This is a genomic window from Acidobacteriota bacterium (assembly GCA_039683095.1).
Taxonomy (GTDB): domain Bacteria; phylum Acidobacteriota; class Aminicenantia; order Aminicenantales; family Saccharicenantaceae; genus RBG-16-66-30.
The window spans coordinates 72,749-89,490 of record JBDKSB010000007.1; the positions used below are offsets into that span (position 1 = coordinate 72,749).

Below are 16,742 nucleotides of genomic sequence, written 5' to 3' on the forward strand. Positions count from 1 at the left end.
ACTATGGCCCGCGCAACCCAAAACCGGGCTAGAAGAGCGACAGGATCTTGACCACCGCCGCGGCTACGACCACGAGGATGGCCAGGACGAGGAGGACGTTCCAGACGGCCCGTTTGAGGCCCCGGGGCATGTCCTCGCCGAGGTAGCTGCGCTTGTTCTGCAGGACGAAGAAGCAGACGTAGGCGATGGGCATCATGACCAGGGCCGTGGACGAGGCCGCGACCGGCAGCCAGAACGGCATCGGATAGAAAGCGCCGAGGATGCCGACGTTGGCGACCATCGTGGCGGCCCGGTAGCGCCAGCCGGCCGGCTCGAAGCCCAGCATCTCGCTCAGGACGAAGCCGCAGATGACCATCTCGATGGCCAGCGTCGTGAAGCACATGCCCAGGATGCCGAGCGAGAAGATGATCCGGCCGGCGGCGACGCCGGCCACGGGAGCCAGGGCGTGGGCCGCGTCGACGGCCTCGCGCACCCGGATCCCCTGGACATGAAGGGTGTTGGCGCAGGCGATGACGACCAGGCTGGTGGTCAAGACGAAGGGCGCGAACATGGAGACGACGAGGTCGAAGTTCTTCAGGCCGCGGTGCTCCCGGCCCCAGCCGCGGGCCAGGAGCGTGTAGGGATAGAGGAAGGTCATGTTGACGCCCACGGCCGCGCCGAGGGCGCCGAGGACGATGGTCAGGCCTTCCCGGTCATGCGGGACATGGAAGCCGAACAGGCCGCGCAGAAGGGCCTTGAGATCGACGCCCGTCTTGAGGACGACGATGATGAAGAAAAACGACATCAGCAGGACCAGGTACTTCAGGACGCGCTCGAACAGGCGCACGGCCCGCCGGCTGCCCTGGCCGTAGCTCCAGCACAGCGCCGTGCCGGCGGCGAGGAGGGCCAGGGCGATCGGCAGGCGCGGCACGTCGAGCCCGGCCACCTCGAAAATGTCGCGGCCGACGCTCGTGGCCAGTGCGTACTGCGGGAACTGCCAGATGATCGAAGCCAGGAGGACGACCCCTCCCCAGGCGAAGGCCAGGGCCGGGTGGAGCGTCTTGCGGAAGACGTCGTACGGCCGGGCCTGGGTCACGAGAGCCTGGTGGCCGATGGCCGCGAAAACGACGACGCCGAGGAACATCGCCACCGGCTGGACCCAGAGCAGGTCGTAGCCGTAGACGGCCCCGGCGAAGATCGAGGAGCCGGCCGAGCCGGCGCCGAGGGTCAGTGCGCTCTGGACCCAGCCCGGACCGGAGAGCGACCAGTAGCCCTTGGCCCGCCGCCAGAAGCCGCGGCGGCCGGCGATCTCGCGCAGCTGGGCCTTTTCACGGGCCAGGGCTTCAGGGTCTCGGGCCCCGACCATGGGCAGGCCGCGGCGGAGGGCGACTGAAGGCTCGCCGGCGGCGGGGCCTGAGGCGGCGGCGGGGAGCGGTTCGTGCTTCTCGTTCATCGTGGCCGCCAGCCTATTTCCGCGGGCCGGCGTCCTTGGCCGGTCCCACGGGCGTGAACCCGGTCACGGGGCGGAGAAGGCCGCACATGCCCGGGGTCGCGCCGGCGGAGGGCACGTGGAGGATGGGGCCGCCTTCCCCTGCCGCGGCGGGCAGGCTGCCGACCCTCCGGCGGAAGCGCTCGCCCCAGGCCACGGGGCCGGAGCCGACGGCCTCCGAGAACTCGCGGCGCAGGCCGGCGGCGGCCTTCATGTGGAGGCCTATGAACCGGCCGAGCTCGCGGAAGTAGGCCGGACGGTCCCGGGCCCAGAGCTCGAGCAGGCGGGAGTAGGCCCGGACGGCCGCGGTCCCTGCGGTCCAGGGCGCCTTCGAGCCCCCGGGCCCCGGCCAGGCCGTTCAGCCGGGCGAATTCGGCCGGGTCGTCATCGACATCCCGTCCGAAATAGATCCGGGCGTCGCCGCGCTCGGCCAGGCCGGCGTTGCCCATGACCACGAGCAGGACGAGGCGGTCCGTGCTGACCAGCCGGTGGAGGGTGCCGGGCGGGAACTGGACATAGCGGCCGGGCAGGAGATCGACGGAGCGGAACCCGCCCGCGAGGTCGTGAAGCTCGACCCTCCCTTTCCCGCTGAGGACATAGTATCCCTCGTCGGTCACGGCGTGGACGTGGGGCGAGCCGGACATCAGGCCGTCGGGCGCCGGGCGCTGGTCATAGACGGCGAGCTCGGTCAGGCCGATGCCGCTGATCAGGTCCTGAGCCCGGGCGGGCGCGGGCCGCGCCGCGGCCAGGATCAGGCCGAGGGCCGCCGCGATCGAGATCGCCGCCGGCGCGCGCGAGAGCCGGGAATTCGTCTGGGGCATGGGGGTCTCCTCGTGAGCCCCCAGTTTTATCAGAAGCCGGCAGACGGGGTCAAACCCGCCTAGATCTCTCCCCCGCCTACAAAGGGGACAGAGAAGAAGGATTCGACGGACGGGCCGGCGGCGCCGGCCGCGCCGCCCTTGATCCGGGCGATCTTCTTGCGGACGGTCGCTACCTCGGATAGGGACGGATCGCCCTGCCGCCAGATCGTCCAAAGGATCTTGTATTGCCCCCGGGCCCGATCGAGATCTCCCTTGGCCTCATAGAGGGCGGCCAGGCGGAGCCGGCTGAACGGATGGACGAGAACCCCTTCGCGGCCCTTGGCCTCGGGAACGACGAGGCGCTCATATTCCGCGAGGGCCTTATCCGGCGCGCCCTTCTTCTGATAGACCCGGGCGGCGAAATCGTCCAGGAACGGCACGTTGCGGGCCAGGACCGTCGCCGCGGAGCTGAGATCGATCTTGACGAGCGGCCTCTTGGCATAGACCGCGAGGGCCTCGTCGTACTTCCCTTCGGCGAAGAGGACCTCGTACTCGAGCTGGCTCAGGCCCATATCGCTGAACGCCTTCTCTTTCTCCTTTTCTCCGGCCGTAACGGCGAGGGCTTTCATCTCGTCGACCTTGGCCCGGGCCGAGGCGACGTTCCCCGTCCGGACATCGTAAAGCCCGGCGTAGAGAAGCGTGGAGATCTTGTCGAGGCCGTCCGGCCCCATCTTCTTCTCGGCCCGGAAGGATATGCGCTTGTCGGTGTAGGTCTTGAAAAGGTCGAACCGGCCCCAATCGTAGGAGATCCAGAGGGCGTCCCTGATGGCGGCCTCGGCCAGGTAGGCATTGTCCGCCGTCCTGGCCAGGGTCTCGGCCGTGCCCAGCTCGGCCAGCGCGTCGTTGAGACGGCCGGTCAGGGAATAGTACAGCCCCTTCCACCGATGGCCGTCGGCCCGCATGCCGTCGGTCTGGGCCCTGGCGATCATGCCGTCGATCCAGCGCAGGGCCGCCTCGTAGTCCCCGTCCATGGCATAAAGGTAGGCCAGCTTCCAGGTAGAGGAAAAGTCCGGCTTGATCGACAGGGCCTGCTGGTACTTGGCCCGGGCCTTGGCGAATTCGCCGGTCACGAAATAGAGGTCGCCCATCGAGTCGAACGGGTTGGCCTGGCCCGGATCGGCCGCGGCGTAGCGTTCGAAGGTCTGGAGGGCCTTGTCCTTCTCCCCCATCGCGACATAGGTGTAGGCCAGGTAGTTCAGGGCGTAGCCAAAGGAGGGGGCGATGGCCAGGGCCTTCTCGAACTCGGCCACCGCCTCGGGGTAGTTCTTCTGGCTTTTATAGAACCAGCCCAGATCGGCATGGGCGCGCTTATCATGGGGATCAGCCTCGATGATCAGCTGGAGGTTCCTGACGTAGCCCTGGACGTCCCGGTCCAGGATCGCCGTCAGGGCGGCGATCCAGAGGGCGTCTTTGCCCTGGCCGGGATTCGTCCGGCTCAGCTTCTTGAACTGGTCCAGGGCCGCGGACGCCCGCGGCGCGTCGGCCAGGTTGTTGTAGATGCGTGCCAGGTAATAGTGGGCCAAAGCGAACGACGGGTCCTTATCGACGGCCTTCTCGAAGGCCGCCCGGGCATCGTCGAAATAGTAGCGCTCGAAGGCCTCCTGTCCCTTGAGGAAAAGCTCGTAGGCTTCCATCGAGGCCGTGGTGACCGCGGCGATCGGCATCTTCCCCGCGACGGCCTTGCGCTCCGACAGGCCGACGCCCTCGGCGACCCCCCGGCTGAGCTCGTCGATCTGCGTCCTCAGGATGCTGCCGACGCCCTCGCCGCGCGCCCCGGCGCTCTTGAGCAGGTTCTTGGACTGGACGTCGTAGATCTTGGCGTCGGTGGCGAACAGGTTCTCCGCCTTGGTGAAGCTGCCCATGACGATGGCGTCGACGCCGGCCCGGCGGCAGGTCTCGAACCATTGGTCCCGATCCGCGGCCGTGGCCACGTCCCGGTCCTTCGGGCCGGCCAGCTCGTTCAGCCGCTCCCAGGACACGACGTCGAGGTACCTCGACTGCTCGAGGCTGGTAATGAGGAGGTTCGGGATGGCCTTCTTCAGGTAATCGTAGGAGCCCTCGCCGGTCAGGTTCTCGAAGCCGACGACGGCCACCGTGTGCACGGAGGCCTTGACCTTGGGCAGGACCTGGCGGACGACCACGCCGATGGACATGATGCCCAGGAAGGCGGCGATCGGGATCGCGGCCTTGCGCCAGGGGAAGCGCAGCGCCGCCGCCCGCAGGGCGGTGATCCGCGTCGTCGGCTTGACCCAGGGCGAGGGCAGCGGCGTCGTGTGGATGGTTTCCTCGACGCGGCCGATGTCGCGGCAGACGTCCTCGGTCGTCTGGTAGCGCTTTTCGGGGTCCTTCTCGAGGCAGCGCAGGATGACGGCGCTCAGGCCCGGCGGCGTCACGGGGTTCAGCTCGCCGGGCGCCGGCGGCCGCTCCGATTGCTGCTTGAAGGCGACGGCGAAGGGCGTATCGGCGGCGAAGGGCAGCCGGCCGGTGACCATCTCGAACAGGATGACGCCGAACGAGTAGATATCGGAGCGCCGGTCGGATCCCTTGCCCTCGACCTGCTCGGGCGACATGTACTCGGGCGTGCCGACGATGCTCCCCTCGGCCGTGACGCCCTGGGTGCCGACGGCCCGGGCGATGCCGAAGTCGAGGATCTTGGCGTTGCCGTCCTTGTCGATCATGATATTGCCGGGCTTGAGGTCGCGGTGGACGATGCCCGCGTCGTGCGCCTCGCTGAGCCCGCTGCAGACCTGCTTGGCGATGGCCACAACCGTGGCGATGTCGAGGCGCCGCGAGCGCCGGATGAAGCTCTTCAGGTCCTCGCCGGGCACGTACTCCATGGTGATGTAGTGGATGCCCTGGTCCTCGCCGAGATGGTACATCTTGCCGATGTTGCGATGGGAGATCTTGTGGGCCAGCTTGATCTCGTTGACGAACCGCTCGAGGGTCCGCTTGTCCTCGGCGATGTCGGGCCGGATGAGCTTGAGGGCCACCTCTTCGCTGGCCTTCAGGTCGAGGGCGCGGTAGACGCGGCCCATGCCGCCCCGGCCGAGCTGCTCGATGATCTGGTAGCGGCCCCCGAAGATCGAGCCGGTCGGCAGCTCCCAGGCGGGGGTTTCATAAGCGACCGTGGCCGACTCCAGGCGAGGCCGGTTGGTCGGCGGGCCCTCCCGCCGGACGAGCACCGCGGCGCAATTGCTGCAGAAGTTGGCCGTTTCCGAGTTTTCCGTTCGGCAGGTCGGGCAGAGGGTGGCCATTGACCTTTCTCCTCGGATCCTTCTAGCTTAGGCCCCGCCTCTCATATGGATATACGAATGACACGCCTAAAATGTTGCTGTGCAAGGAACATGCCAGGGGGGAAGGGGGCTGCCGGCGGGCCCGCCCCTGGAGGCCGCCAGGGGGGCGCGGACACTCCTTAGGCCGCTTTACAAAAAGCTTTACAGGAAAAGATCGAACCTGAACCCGCCGGCCGTTCCCGGCCGGCCGGCCGCGCGGGGGCCGATGGGCCGGGAAGCTCGGACCCGGCCCCTAGGGGCGGATGGAGAGCGAGATCTTGAGGACGCCCCGGTCGCCGACCGGCACGAACCGGCTCCTCGGGTCCCAGACCCGGTCCCAGCTCTTGTTGTAGACGAGGTAGACCTCGTTGCCCGGCGAGATCTCCCAGCGCAGTCGGGCGCTCCAGCCGAGGTTGTCGGACATGGTGTCGTACTGGACGTAGTTCATGAGCCCCAGGCGGGGCGACAGGAAGATATCGGCCTTGACCTGGTAGACGTTCTCGCTGAAATCCCCCATGGGCATGCGGCCGCGCACCAGGTTGGCGGAGAAGGCCAGGCTGGCATAGCCCTTGACCTTGAGCGTCAGGCTCGCGTCGACGTCGTCGTAATGGCCCGAATAATACTCGCCGAAGTTCCAGCCGCCGCTGAGGACGACATGCCGGTGCGAAGCCGAGCTGGCGTTGAGCCGGAAGCTGGTGTAGTCGTAGGGGCCGGCCGGCAAAAAGATGCCCTCCGAAACCTCCCAATCGAACGGCAGGTTGTCGTGGTTGTCCTGGACCTCGAAGCTGAACGACTCTCCGCTCTGGGTCCGGAAGCTCAAGGGCGAGGCGCTGAGCGTGCTCGTCTCCAGGTGCCCCGTCAGGTCCCAGTAGTAGTCGGCGCTGACGTCGAAGAAGAACTGCCGGACGAACCGGCCGAGGAAGCCGCCCTTCGGCCGGGGCTGGAAGCCGGCCCGGATCCAGCCGGTCTGGATGCCCTGGCGCATCATGTAGCCCAGGCCGGGATTGAGGGCTTCGCCGTAATAGGCGTAGGTCGACTGGATGTTCCAGAGGTCGTTCGGGTAGTTGGCCCGGAAGCCGAAGCCGTGGTGCCGCCCCTCCTCCGTCTCGTTCCAGTTGTAGACGCCCCAGGCGGCCAGCATGAGGTTCTTGTCGCCCAGGAACTTGGAGGACGAATAGTTGAAATCCATGCCCAGGAGCGAGTTCTTCTCGCCGGTCTGGCTGCCGTTGGTGAAGATCAGCCCGACCTTGCTCTGGGCGAAGATGTTCTGGGTGATGCGGGCGGCCAGGAGGTTGCGGCCCGGCAGGTCGATCGAGCCGCCCGTCGACGAGTCGGTCAGGCTCGTGTCTTTCGTCTGGACGTCGAGGAAGGTCAGGTTGGTGTTGCCGATCTTGCCGTAGAGCTTGGTCCCCCACAGGACCGGCACCTGGTTCCCGTTGTAGAGGCCGACGGTGCGGCTGAAGAACGGCGTGAAGCTGACGCTCGAGCTGAAGCTGAAGTTCTCCGAGCCTTCCAGGAAGAACATCCGCTTCTCCGGGAAGTACATCGGGAAGCGGGTCAGGTTGATGCGGCGCTCGTCGACCTCGGTCTCGGCGAAGTCCATGTTGTAGCTGACGACGCCGACGAGGTTGGGCGTGAAGCTCTTGTAGAGGTCGAAGCCGCCGTCGAACGCGCTGTCGTACTTGGACGAGACCGCGTTGACCTTGGTCGCGCTGGCCAGGCCGTAGGGCCGGAAGGTGATGCCCTTCCCCTGCTTGACGCCCGAGATCCCCTGGAGCGCGGCCGCCTCGTTGGGATTGTCGAAGTTGGCGTCCAGCGTCGTGCCGGAGAGCCGGATGACCTCCATCTTGCGGGCCACCGTCCGCTCGATGTTGAGGCCCCAGGTCTCGAGGCCCGGCCGGAAGGAGATGGTTTTGAACGGGATGCGGATCTCGGTCGACCAGCCGTCCTCGAGCCGCGAGCTCGCGGCCTCCCAGATGCCGTCCCAGTTGAGGCTCGACGAGCCGGCGTAGCAGAGGCCCTCGCCGCGGGCCCCGCGGGCGTTGACGAAGAAGATGTAGGCGTTGCGCTTGTCCTGGAACGGATCGAGCAGGACCCGGACGATGTCGTCGCTGGCCGTCGCGGCGCCGCCATAGCCTTGGCCCCAGCCCATGTAGCTGCCGCCGCTGCCGCTGCCGCTGTCGTGGGCCATGTTGTTGGCCGAGATGCGGCCGGGTTCGCTGTCGTAGCAATGGACTCCGACATAGAGGCTGTGGCCGTCATAGACGATGCGGGCCTCGGTCCTTTCGGTCGGGTTCTCGCCTGGCCGCGGCTCGACCATGCGGAAGCCGTCGATGACCGGGGCCTGCTGCCAAACGGGATCGTCCAGGCGGCCGTCGATGCGGGGACCCGCCTCGACTCGGACGGCCCTTATCTGCTGGGCGGCGAGCGCGGCCGGCAAAAGGGCGGCCCCGGCGAACAGGGCGAGGGCCAAAACCGGAAGGCGTAGGCGGCGTTTCTGGGTATTCTTCATGTTCGGTCGATCGAGGTCCTTTCTCGGTTATCCGGGCGGGCCGCCCTCGGCGGGCAAAACGGCACGCTTTATTTGGACGAATTTCCGGGCGCCATCTTCCCGATGGATCCCGAGGGGCTTAAACCCGCCTTTTGCCGGTTATCAGGCAAAAGAGAGGCGTGCCCCTCTCCTTCTCTCCTGTTATCGGGGCAGCCAGCCGACGATCCGGCGCGCGGCCCGGCCGGCGGTCGGAGGATCGAAATTCGTCAGAACAATTATAATATACCCGCTCCGTGCGTCCCATTCAAGGGTCGAGTTGATGCCCGGCGCCCCGCCCGAGATGCCCAGCCCGTTGGCGGCGTCCGGCAGGAATATTTTCCCGTCCTTGAGGGCCAAGACGTATTTCAACAGGTCAGGCGCCGTGGAATAGCCGCCGCCGGCCGAGCTGCCCCGGCCCGGCAGGCTGGTGCTGTTGAGGGCGAGCGGGCTTCCGGCCGCCTCGCCCTCCCTCGTGTAGCCGCGGGCCAGGTCGGTCGTCGACGCGTCCCGGGGATAGGAATCGGTGTCGGCCATGCCGCACGGCTTGAAGATGTTCTGCCGGACATAGGCGTAGTAATCGACGCCGCTCGCCTTCTCGATGATGAGCCCCAGGACGATGTAGCCGCCGTTCGAGTACTTGTTCGACGTCCCCGGCTCGAACTCCAGGGGCTTGTCGGCGAAGAGCGGCAGGTAGTCCCGGAGCGTCAGGATCTTCTCCTTGGGGGTCGCGTCGTAGCGGTCGCCGAAGAAGTCGCCGATGCCCGAGGTCATGTTGAGCAGATGGCGGATGGTCACCTTCTCCGCGGCCTGGGCGTTGGGGTAGTCCGGCAGGAACTTCTTTATCGGGTCGTCGAGCGCGAGCAGGTTCCGGCGGGCCAGCTGATGGATGGCCGCGCGGGTGAAGTTCTTGTTGATCGAGCCCAGGTTGAACCTGGTGTCCCTCCCGTTCGGGACCTTCTTGTCGCGGTCGGCGAAGCCGTAGGCGTCGTTCAGGATGACCCGGGCGTCCCGGGCGACCAGGACGACGCCGGAAAAGCGGTCGGCCCTGGTCTCCTCCTCGAGCCAGGACCGCACCGCGGCCGCGAACGCCCCTTCGTCGGGCTTGGGGTCCGGCACGACGATATTTTCCGGGTCCTCGACAAGGTCGAGCATCAGGGCCAGCAGCTTATGCGGCTCGTCCTTCTCGACCTCGACCTTGAGCAGGACGTACTTGCCGTTGCCGGCCCGGGCCAGGACGGATGCCTGCGCCGGCTCGTCGGACAGGATCCGCTGGATCGCCAGGGAGCCGAGCTGACCCTTGGCCCCGCGAAAGCGCGCCACCCGCTGGCCCAGGGGGATCGCCGCGAGGGCAGGGTCGGCGAGATTGTCCTCGAAGAACTTCCTCATCCGGCCCGGGGCCCCGGAGTTGAACGCTTCGACATAGGCCTGGAGACGGGCCAGGGCGGGCTTCGCGGGAGCGGCCTGTCCCTGGGCCAGCCCGGACCCGGCCAGCGAGGAGATCAGGACGGCGGCCAGGGCTGCGCCGGCCGTCGAATGCATGGACCGTCTCATGGGGCCTCCTGGAGGCGCAAGATTCGATTTCGCCAGGAAAAAATTATAGCATGGAGCCGGCCCTGCTCAGTTGAGCAGGAGCAGGACCTTTTTCTTGGCCAGCAGGCCGCCGGCGGCGTCGAGGACGCGCAGCTCGAAGTTGCGGCCCGTCTTGCTGCGCAGGATGTCCTCCCGGCCGTCGGTGCCCCGGGCCATCCCCTCTCCGATCTGTTGATCGGTGCCCCCGACCCTCGCGGCCGCGGTCGCCGTGACGGAGTTGAAGGCATCCGCATCCGCCGCGGGCAGGGTGAAGAGGATGAATTCCCCGAGCTCCTTTCCGCCGCCGATCTTGCCGAGCGAGGTCACCAGGTGGCCGTTGCGGAAAAGCTGAACCTCCCAGGTCTCGGCCGGCTGACCGAGGGTCTTGGACAAGGGGCGCAGATTGATGGAGTAGCGGTCCTGGCCGGGCGTAATGGTGCAGTACAGGCTCTTGGGGAGTTTGATCTTCTCCGGTTTCCCGGCCTGCGCGCCGTCCGCGGCCGCCGGGGCCGCGAGAAGCGTCCAGGAAAACGCGAGCAGGGCCGCGAGGGCCAGCGGCGTCACGAAGGCTTTTCGTTTCTCCATGCCGAACCTCCCATCGATCGTCGGAATCTCATCCGGAGAAGCCCATGATACCCCCTCTGGCCCGGGATTGGCAATGGAAGCCGCCCCTTGACAGGAACCCCCTGGGCCCTCATATTAAGGACATAGGCCGGCAGGGGGTCAATTCTTTTCCCGTTCCAGGGAAGCATCATAGCCAGCGGATCGTCGGGGGAGGTGGTGCCCTTGCGATAGGAACGATCTTGCCGCATCGATATCCATCAGGACTAACCTTTTTTTCGCTGGAAATGGGGGGGAAGATGTTGAAGGGAAAGAGGGGCATTTGGCTTTCTTTGGTCTTCGCGCTCACCCTGGTCCTTCAGGGAAGCTCCCAAACGGGAACGCCCGTCGCCGGCATCCCCTGCGTCAACAACCTGACCACGGTCAATTTCGACGACCTGCCCGACGCGTCCCCGTTCCTGGGGAACGAATACGCCTCTGCGGGGGTGACTTTCTCCGGGCACTATTTTGCGACGGGCAACGCCTACGCGATGTCCTCGGGCTTGGACTACTGGATCCCGGACGGGACCATCCGGCTCGATTCCTACTGCAACGCCGCGGGCTACATCCAGGCGAATTTTTCCAGCCCGGTGAACTTCGCCGCGGTCGATATCACCCCGTTCGAAGGCGCGCCGGGAGCGGCCGTCTACAGCCTCGGCCTCGCGCTCTATGACATCCTGGGCAACCAGCTCGCGGAAACGACGCTCAAAGGCATGCCGGACGTGACCTACCATCTCGAGGCGCAATGCGCCGGCGCCGCCGCGGCCTATGCCAGGTTCTACGGCTATTACGGCGACGCCGGGGCCGGGGGCGTGAACGCCGTGAGCTTCGACAACGCCGCTTTCGGCATCCGGATGGGGAGATCGATCGATTTCGACGACCGGCCCGACGGATCCGATCTCATCGGCGACGAATACGCGGCCCAGGGCGTGATCTTTTCCGGGCATTATCGCACCTCCGGCGATCCTTACCCGATGGCCGTGGGGATCCAGGGGCCGCCGGGGACCCTGATGCTCAACTCGTACTGCAACGCCGCGGGTTACATCCAGGCCGATTTTTCCATACCGGTCAGCTTCGTCTCGGTCTACATCACGACCTTCGAGAACACCTCGCAGACCTACAGCGTCGGCCTGCAGCTCTTCGACGCCGGCGGCAACCTGCTCGCGGAGAAGGCCGTCTCCGGCCCGTGCTGCATGACCTACCAGCTCTCCGCGCAGAGCGGGGGGCCGAATGTCGCCTATGCCCGGTTCTACGGGTACTACGGCGACGTTCAGAACGGTGACGCCTACGGCGTGAACGCGGCCTACGCCGACTACTTCACGTTCGGGAACTGCGGCTATAACTTCACGGGCTTTAAGTACGTCGAAAACAAGCCTGTTGTGAACAAGGCCAGGGCGGCCACGGCCATCCTGATCAAATGGCGTCTCACCGATCCGACCGGCGCGCCGATCTCCGATCGCGGCAGCTTTGTGGGCCTGACGTCCTATGCCGCGGCCTGCGGCACGATGGCGGGCGATCCCTTCCAGGCGGTCGAGGAATACACCTCGGGGCTCCTGTACCTCGGGGCCGGCTGGTGGCAGATCAAGTGGAAAACGCCCAAGGCCTATGAAAGGCAGTGCCGGGTCATGGTCCTCACCCTGGCCGACGCGAGCCGGCACGAAGCATATTTCTGGTTCAAGCAGTGAGGCACGCCCGGGCCTGAGAGCCGGCCGGCCCGGGCCTCGAAAGCGCCCGGCCAGCCCGGCGCGAGTCGCGGAGGCGTCAAGATCGGGACAGATGCGGAGGCGCAGGCGCCGGATCGGGCACGGATCATTCTACGGAGATCCCGCCGGCCCAGGCGGAATGCGTCCCGTCGGCGGCGAGGTATGTCCTCGCCGCCTCTTTTTCTTTCGCGTCCGCCGCCTGTGTCGAAGGGTGCGGAGGAGCCGTGGTCATCCTGTCCCCCCGTTCATTCGGATGCCGCCCGCTCAGGGCAGATATTCAAACGTGAAAACGCTCGTTGGCTGAAGGCTCAGCCAGCTCAGCGCTTTCAGGGTCCCGCCGGAGGCAGCGTCGCACGTCAAAAAGTGGCCGGTAATGGTGCGGAAGGCCACCTTGTTTCCCCCGAGGCTGATCAAGTCCAGCGGCTCCCACTCTCCCACGGCCGGGCCGTTGGCCAGCACTTCGCCTCCTCCCCCGTTCTGGGGCGAGACGTACTGGCCGGTCGTGACCCGCAGGGCGACCTTTCCGCAATAAAGGTCCTCGACCACCAAAGGCTCCCAGGGGCCGGCCGCCGGGCCGTTAACGATGATCGCGCCGCCGCCGCCACCCTGAGGCGAAACATAGAGCCCGTTATATCCCCGGAGGGCAATAGGCAGCGCGCTCTGATCGCCGCCCGGCATGCCCGGAACCTCATCGAGGCGGCAGAACTTGTAGCCTCGCGCCCGGAGCATGGGAACGAGCGACTGCATCAGCTCCAAGGACCGGTTCGCGCGCCAGACGACGTCCTGGTCGGCGGTGCCATCATGGCACAGGACGATCCCTCGCCGTGTGGCCTCGATCTCCCGGAGATAATCCGCCGCGCAGGCTTGCGGATCCTTGTGATCTCTCCAGCTCGCCCAATCGCCGGCATCGATATCCCAGTGGACCGGTCCGACATGGCTCAACGACGCGGTCAGGCTGGAGTTCAGGGCCGCTGCGACGCCCGGGCTCCAGCAGCCGTACGGGGGGCGCAAATAGACGACGGGGGAATCGATCCAGTTCCGGATCAGGCCGTCGGTTCGCGTCACTTGCGAGACGACGTCTCCGCCGACCGCGCCAAGCTCCACGAGGTTGGGATGGTCGAACGTATGATTGCCGATCAAATGGCCGAGGCTTTCGACACTCGGCAGGATCCCGGGAAGATCGGCGGCGAACTTCCCGGCCATGAAGAAGGTGGCCCGTATACCCTGGTCGCTGAGGTATTGCGCCAGCTCGACTGTTCGGGTGCCAACCCCCGGGCCCGTTGTCGCTCCCGGGCCGTCGTCGAACGTGAGCGAAAGCGTCCCTTCCGGCAGCGAAGCTCCGCGGATCAGGTCATCACGATACATCTTCGGATCCTCCTTTCCCGGATGGCGTTACAGCCGCGCGGCCGGCAGGGGGCCGTTCAGGCCTTCGAGCCAAATGGCCTCATGCTCGGGATCGAACCTCCCCCCTGCTGATCCAAGAATAATTCCGGCAACTGCACGTGTCAAGAAGGCTTAAGCCCCCTGCCATGGACATGGGAAACACTCTCCCTGGCCGGCTGAACGGCGGATCCGTGGCTCCCGTCCGGCCGGGAAAACCCTTGACAGACCTAGGCCTTGGTGCGATATGTACGAGAATAGAGGGGCAAGAGTCGTATCCTGAGCCAAGATGCGGAATGGCCTTTTAGGACCAGAAGCATGAGACCGCGGCAGCAGGTCGTCGTCATCGCTCTGCTCCTGATGTTCGCCATCGGGATCGGCGTTCCGTCCGGACTTGCCCAAACGGCCAAGGGGCCGCGGTTGGCCGTTCAGGTTGATGGACTTATGTTATTCCGGGGGGAATCGGAATCCTATGGCCGGGTGGCTTTTTCACCGTTCCTCGCTTTCGAGCTCGGGATCCTTTCCAGGTTCAGCCTCCGGGTGGGATTCAGCCCGCCGTTGGGGGGAGAGTCCGGCCAACAGGCGTTCGCGACGCACCTCGCCTTCAATGCCTGGCTTGGGAGGGGGCCGGACTTCATCGAGACCGGCGTCGGGTCATACTACCAGAACACCTGGTGCAACGGGCGGCCCGATTACAGAGCCTATACTCTCTATCTGGGTTGGCGCCATGTCTCAAGGTCCGTCGTCTTTCGGATCGGGGGGATCGCGGGGCTGACTCACGAAGGGGAACCGGTCGTCGGCATCGGCCTTGGCTTCGGGCGATCACTCGCGTCGCGAATATCCTGATCGGCCCAGGGCGGCCCGGCCTTCGAGCTCCCGGATTCCTTTCTCCCGCTAGGTAACTCGGTACGGCCGCGCCCTATTTTCGAGCCGTGGGCCACATCCGGATGGTCCGGGCCTGAGGCCTTCTCGCGGATCGCCAGCGAGCGCTCGCGGCGCACGGCTGGAAGACGAGACGTGCTTCACCCAAGCCGGCCTTGTAGCGTTCATAATGATCGGGATCGAACCGATCGCCCGTGCCTACCGGGTCCGCACTACACTGCGTTTTCCCAACCCTAGGGGCCGGTCAATTCCGATAGACCCCCAATTATTAAACCGCCTGCCGCTCGAGATGATGGAGCTGAGGTTCTACAGGCGGCCCTCGAACGAAGAACTCGCCTCCGTCATGAAGAGCGTGCGGGCTCGCATGAAGGGACCGCGGAAGGATTTCTCTGAAAAATCTCTCTGGCTTTACAAATTCTTCAAGGAATACGGAGAGCCTCCGGCCAAAGGCAAGATGAAGTTCTGGGACAAGGCCTTCAGCGAATGGAAGCGTGAGCATCCCGCCGCCGGGATCCGGTCGGCCGACAGTCTCAGGGTCGCCAAAGAAAGGCTGGACCGGCTTCTCCTCCGGAGTTATAAATCGTCCAGCCCTCTTGCCCCACCGCCGGCGCCGCAGTAGGATTAAGTCAACGCAGACGAGGTTTGTTAGATTGGAGGGAAAATGGCCCACCTTAAGATCACGATCCAGAGTTTCGACATCTTTTCTCATCACATCCAGGCCGGAGTCCAAGAGCACCTGGTTGTCCGCGCAAACCTTATCATCGAAAGAGATGGAGAGAGCGCGGTAGCAACTGCACACCTTAAAGAAACCCCAGGGGGAAAATTCGTCCCGGAAGATACGGAAGTCTGGCTCGCGGATGGATATCGCGGGCCCCTAAACTTCCGCATATTCCGAGAACAGATTGCCACCGCCTATTACCAGGCAATTCAGAATACATTCCATTACGATTCCACAACCCAGGACTTCGGACTCGAGCAGTTTACCCTTGCGCTGAACCCGCCCTACGTGTTCGAGATGGAAACCGAATAATAGAGGCGCGGGCGATTCCTACGGGTCGGGATCCCCAGCGACCGTTAAGTTGCCAGGCCCCAATCCCTCGCCGACCGGCGATCTCCCACACAGCGCGAGCCGCGGCCCTCTTGCTCCGTCGCAGGGGCAGCAATAGAATCGAGGTAGAAGAAAAGAGGTGAAAATAGGGGGAGGAATAATGAGCAAAGTCGAAACCTATTCGAACACCGCACACAAATGCTACTGCCAAATCAAATTGGATAGTGGCGAAAGGATACTTTTGTCAATAGCGAGTATGCCTTCACCGAGCATTAAGGTATTCAAAGTTAAATTTCTTGGAGTGCCCGTCAAGACCGTCTGGGAATACAATCCAACTATGGCAGGTGGATATGAGGCATATGTTCGAAAGTTGATTGAGATGTTTGCGGACCCTTCGGACGAAGAGCCGAAACACCCCTTGGATGCCATAAGAGACCGCCTGCTTCCCTGTCAATCTATTTCTGAGGTCCTCAATTCCCTTCTTGAAGCTGAACGGTCATTGGACTAGGCGTCTCCCCATGTAACGGTGGCGTGCTAAACCAAAATGAAGTCGACGCCTCTTATGATCCACCCTTTCCGCTTTTAATAACCGTCGGTTTGGCAATCGCGCTCAAAACTGCCCCAGCCGTCCCTTTCGCTTTCTTGATGATACCCACGACCTTGCCGTGCTTGTCTCTATTAATCTCGACAAGGTTCGCCTCCTCCATCGCATCCAACATAATATCGTTTTGTTTTTCCAGCCGCTTGAGGTTCCTTCTCAACTCCCTTGACGATAAACAAAAGAAAAGCAGCGCGACGAGCGCAGTGATAATACCCGTGACGATTTGATTCTGTAGCGCGTCGTTCATTTCCCCTCCATCTAGGTCAACCTTGTCGCGAACATATCACAAAAGAACATGATCCCACTACTAGCCGCTGGAGAAAGTGGCGACTTATAAACGAAAAAAGCCCTAAAAACAGCATAAAACAGCATTACCCGAGAACCGCATACGGTTTAGCAGTTTTTCGGCATAACCGTGCAAGCTGCTGATTATTAGGGGCGTGGCGGGAGGAGAACGAGAGCGCGCCTGGCCCGATTCGAACGGGCGACCTGCGGATTCGAAGTCCGACGCTCTATCCAGCTGAGCTACAGGCGCGCCTTATTGTTATCAATTAGTTCTAAGACTTCGAGATTCTTGCTTTGCGGCGTTTGTGACCAATTTGTGACTTTCTGACCCGCTGGGAGGGGCATCCGAGCTCTGTTTTCCTTGGATCACAAGCCGCTCCACCGCGTCCATTTTTCTCAAGTCCGAAGGATGTGAGTACCGCACTGTCATGGCGATTTCGCTATGGCCGAGGATTTCTTTCACCGTCACGAGGTCGACACCGTTCATTACGAGGTTCGTTGCGAACGTGTGGCGTAGGTCATGGAACCTGACATTCGAGAGTTT

At 64.4% G+C, this 16,742-nt stretch carries 14 protein-coding genes and 1 tRNA gene; 5 read left to right on the forward strand and 10 right to left on the reverse strand.

Annotation, left to right across the window (positions count from 1 at the left end; genetic code table 11):
- Nucleotides 1-28: 28 nt before the first annotated feature.
- The 6 genes from ABFD52_05685 to ABFD52_05710 form a co-directional block, all read right to left on the reverse strand.
- Nucleotides 29-1,432, reverse strand: a complete 1,404-nt coding sequence (locus tag ABFD52_05685; protein ID MEN6560245.1) for a divalent metal cation transporter — start codon at nucleotides 1,430-1,432, stop codon at nucleotides 29-31.
- 13 nt (nucleotides 1,433-1,445) lie between these two features.
- Complete coding sequence (locus tag ABFD52_05690) at nucleotides 1,446-1,682, reverse strand: hypothetical protein (GenBank protein MEN6560246.1); 237 nt, start codon at nucleotides 1,680-1,682, stop codon at nucleotides 1,446-1,448.
- Between the two features lie 666 nt (nucleotides 1,683-2,348).
- Entirely contained in the window at nucleotides 2,349-5,582 is a 3,234-nt protein-coding gene (locus ABFD52_05695; GenBank protein ID MEN6560247.1) for a protein kinase, read from the reverse strand.
- 271 nt (nucleotides 5,583-5,853) lie between these two features.
- Entirely contained in the window at nucleotides 5,854-8,112 is a 2,259-nt protein-coding gene (locus ABFD52_05700; GenBank protein MEN6560248.1) for a carbohydrate binding family 9 domain-containing protein, read from the reverse strand.
- A 180-nt stretch (nucleotides 8,113-8,292) separates the two neighbouring features.
- Nucleotides 8,293-9,681, reverse strand: a complete 1,389-nt coding sequence (locus tag ABFD52_05705; GenBank protein MEN6560249.1) for a serine hydrolase domain-containing protein — start codon at nucleotides 9,679-9,681, stop codon at nucleotides 8,293-8,295.
- A 66-nt stretch (nucleotides 9,682-9,747) separates the two neighbouring features.
- Nucleotides 9,748-10,284 (reverse strand): hypothetical protein, encoded by a 537-nt coding sequence (locus ABFD52_05710; GenBank protein ID MEN6560250.1) that lies wholly within the window; start codon nucleotides 10,282-10,284, stop codon nucleotides 9,748-9,750.
- Nucleotides 10,285-10,559: 275 nt separating this feature from the next.
- Between ABFD52_05710 and ABFD52_05715 the strand changes: the two genes are divergently transcribed.
- On the forward strand, nucleotides 10,560-11,984 hold the full coding sequence (locus tag ABFD52_05715) for a PxKF domain-containing protein (GenBank protein ID MEN6560251.1): 1,425 nt from the start codon (nucleotides 10,560-10,562) through the stop codon (nucleotides 11,982-11,984).
- Nucleotides 11,985-12,266: 282 nt separating this feature from the next.
- Here ABFD52_05715 and ABFD52_05720 read toward each other — a convergent pair whose 3' ends face one another.
- On the reverse strand, nucleotides 12,267-13,367 hold the full coding sequence (locus ABFD52_05720) for a polysaccharide deacetylase family protein (protein ID MEN6560252.1): 1,101 nt from the start codon (nucleotides 13,365-13,367) through the stop codon (nucleotides 12,267-12,269).
- 333 nt (nucleotides 13,368-13,700) lie between these two features.
- Here ABFD52_05720 and ABFD52_05725 point away from each other — a divergent pair, with 333 nt between their 5' ends.
- The 4 genes from ABFD52_05725 to ABFD52_05740 all read left to right on the forward strand — a co-directional run bounded on the left by ABFD52_05725 (nucleotide 13,701) and on the right by ABFD52_05740 (nucleotide 15,820).
- Nucleotides 13,701-14,228, forward strand: coding sequence for a hypothetical protein (locus ABFD52_05725; GenBank protein ID MEN6560253.1), 528 nt, complete (start codon nucleotides 13,701-13,703; stop codon nucleotides 14,226-14,228).
- 205 nt (nucleotides 14,229-14,433) lie between these two features.
- Nucleotides 14,434-14,883 (forward strand): hypothetical protein, encoded by a 450-nt coding sequence (locus ABFD52_05730; GenBank protein ID MEN6560254.1) that lies wholly within the window; start codon nucleotides 14,434-14,436, stop codon nucleotides 14,881-14,883.
- A gap of 42 nt (nucleotides 14,884-14,925) precedes the next feature.
- Nucleotides 14,926-15,294 carry a hypothetical protein gene (locus ABFD52_05735; GenBank protein ID MEN6560255.1) on the forward strand — a complete coding sequence of 123 codons (369 nt, stop codon included), beginning with the start codon at nucleotides 14,926-14,928 and terminating at the stop codon, nucleotides 15,292-15,294.
- A 178-nt stretch (nucleotides 15,295-15,472) separates the two neighbouring features.
- Nucleotides 15,473-15,820: a hypothetical protein gene (locus tag ABFD52_05740; protein ID MEN6560256.1), complete on the forward strand. Its 348-nt coding sequence runs from the start codon at nucleotides 15,473-15,475 to the stop codon at nucleotides 15,818-15,820.
- A gap of 52 nt (nucleotides 15,821-15,872) precedes the next feature.
- Here the strand turns inward: ABFD52_05740 and ABFD52_05745 are convergent, their stop codons facing one another.
- The 3 genes from ABFD52_05745 to ABFD52_05755 all read right to left on the reverse strand — a co-directional run.
- Nucleotides 15,873-16,160: a hypothetical protein gene (locus ABFD52_05745; GenBank protein ID MEN6560257.1), complete on the reverse strand. Its 288-nt coding sequence runs from the start codon at nucleotides 16,158-16,160 to the stop codon at nucleotides 15,873-15,875.
- A gap of 214 nt (nucleotides 16,161-16,374) precedes the next feature.
- Nucleotides 16,375-16,448 (reverse strand) — tRNA-Arg (locus ABFD52_05750).
- A 12-nt stretch (nucleotides 16,449-16,460) separates the two neighbouring features.
- On the reverse strand, nucleotides 16,461-16,742 hold a 282-nt coding region (locus tag ABFD52_05755; protein ID MEN6560258.1), incomplete at its 5' end, for a tyrosine-type recombinase/integrase.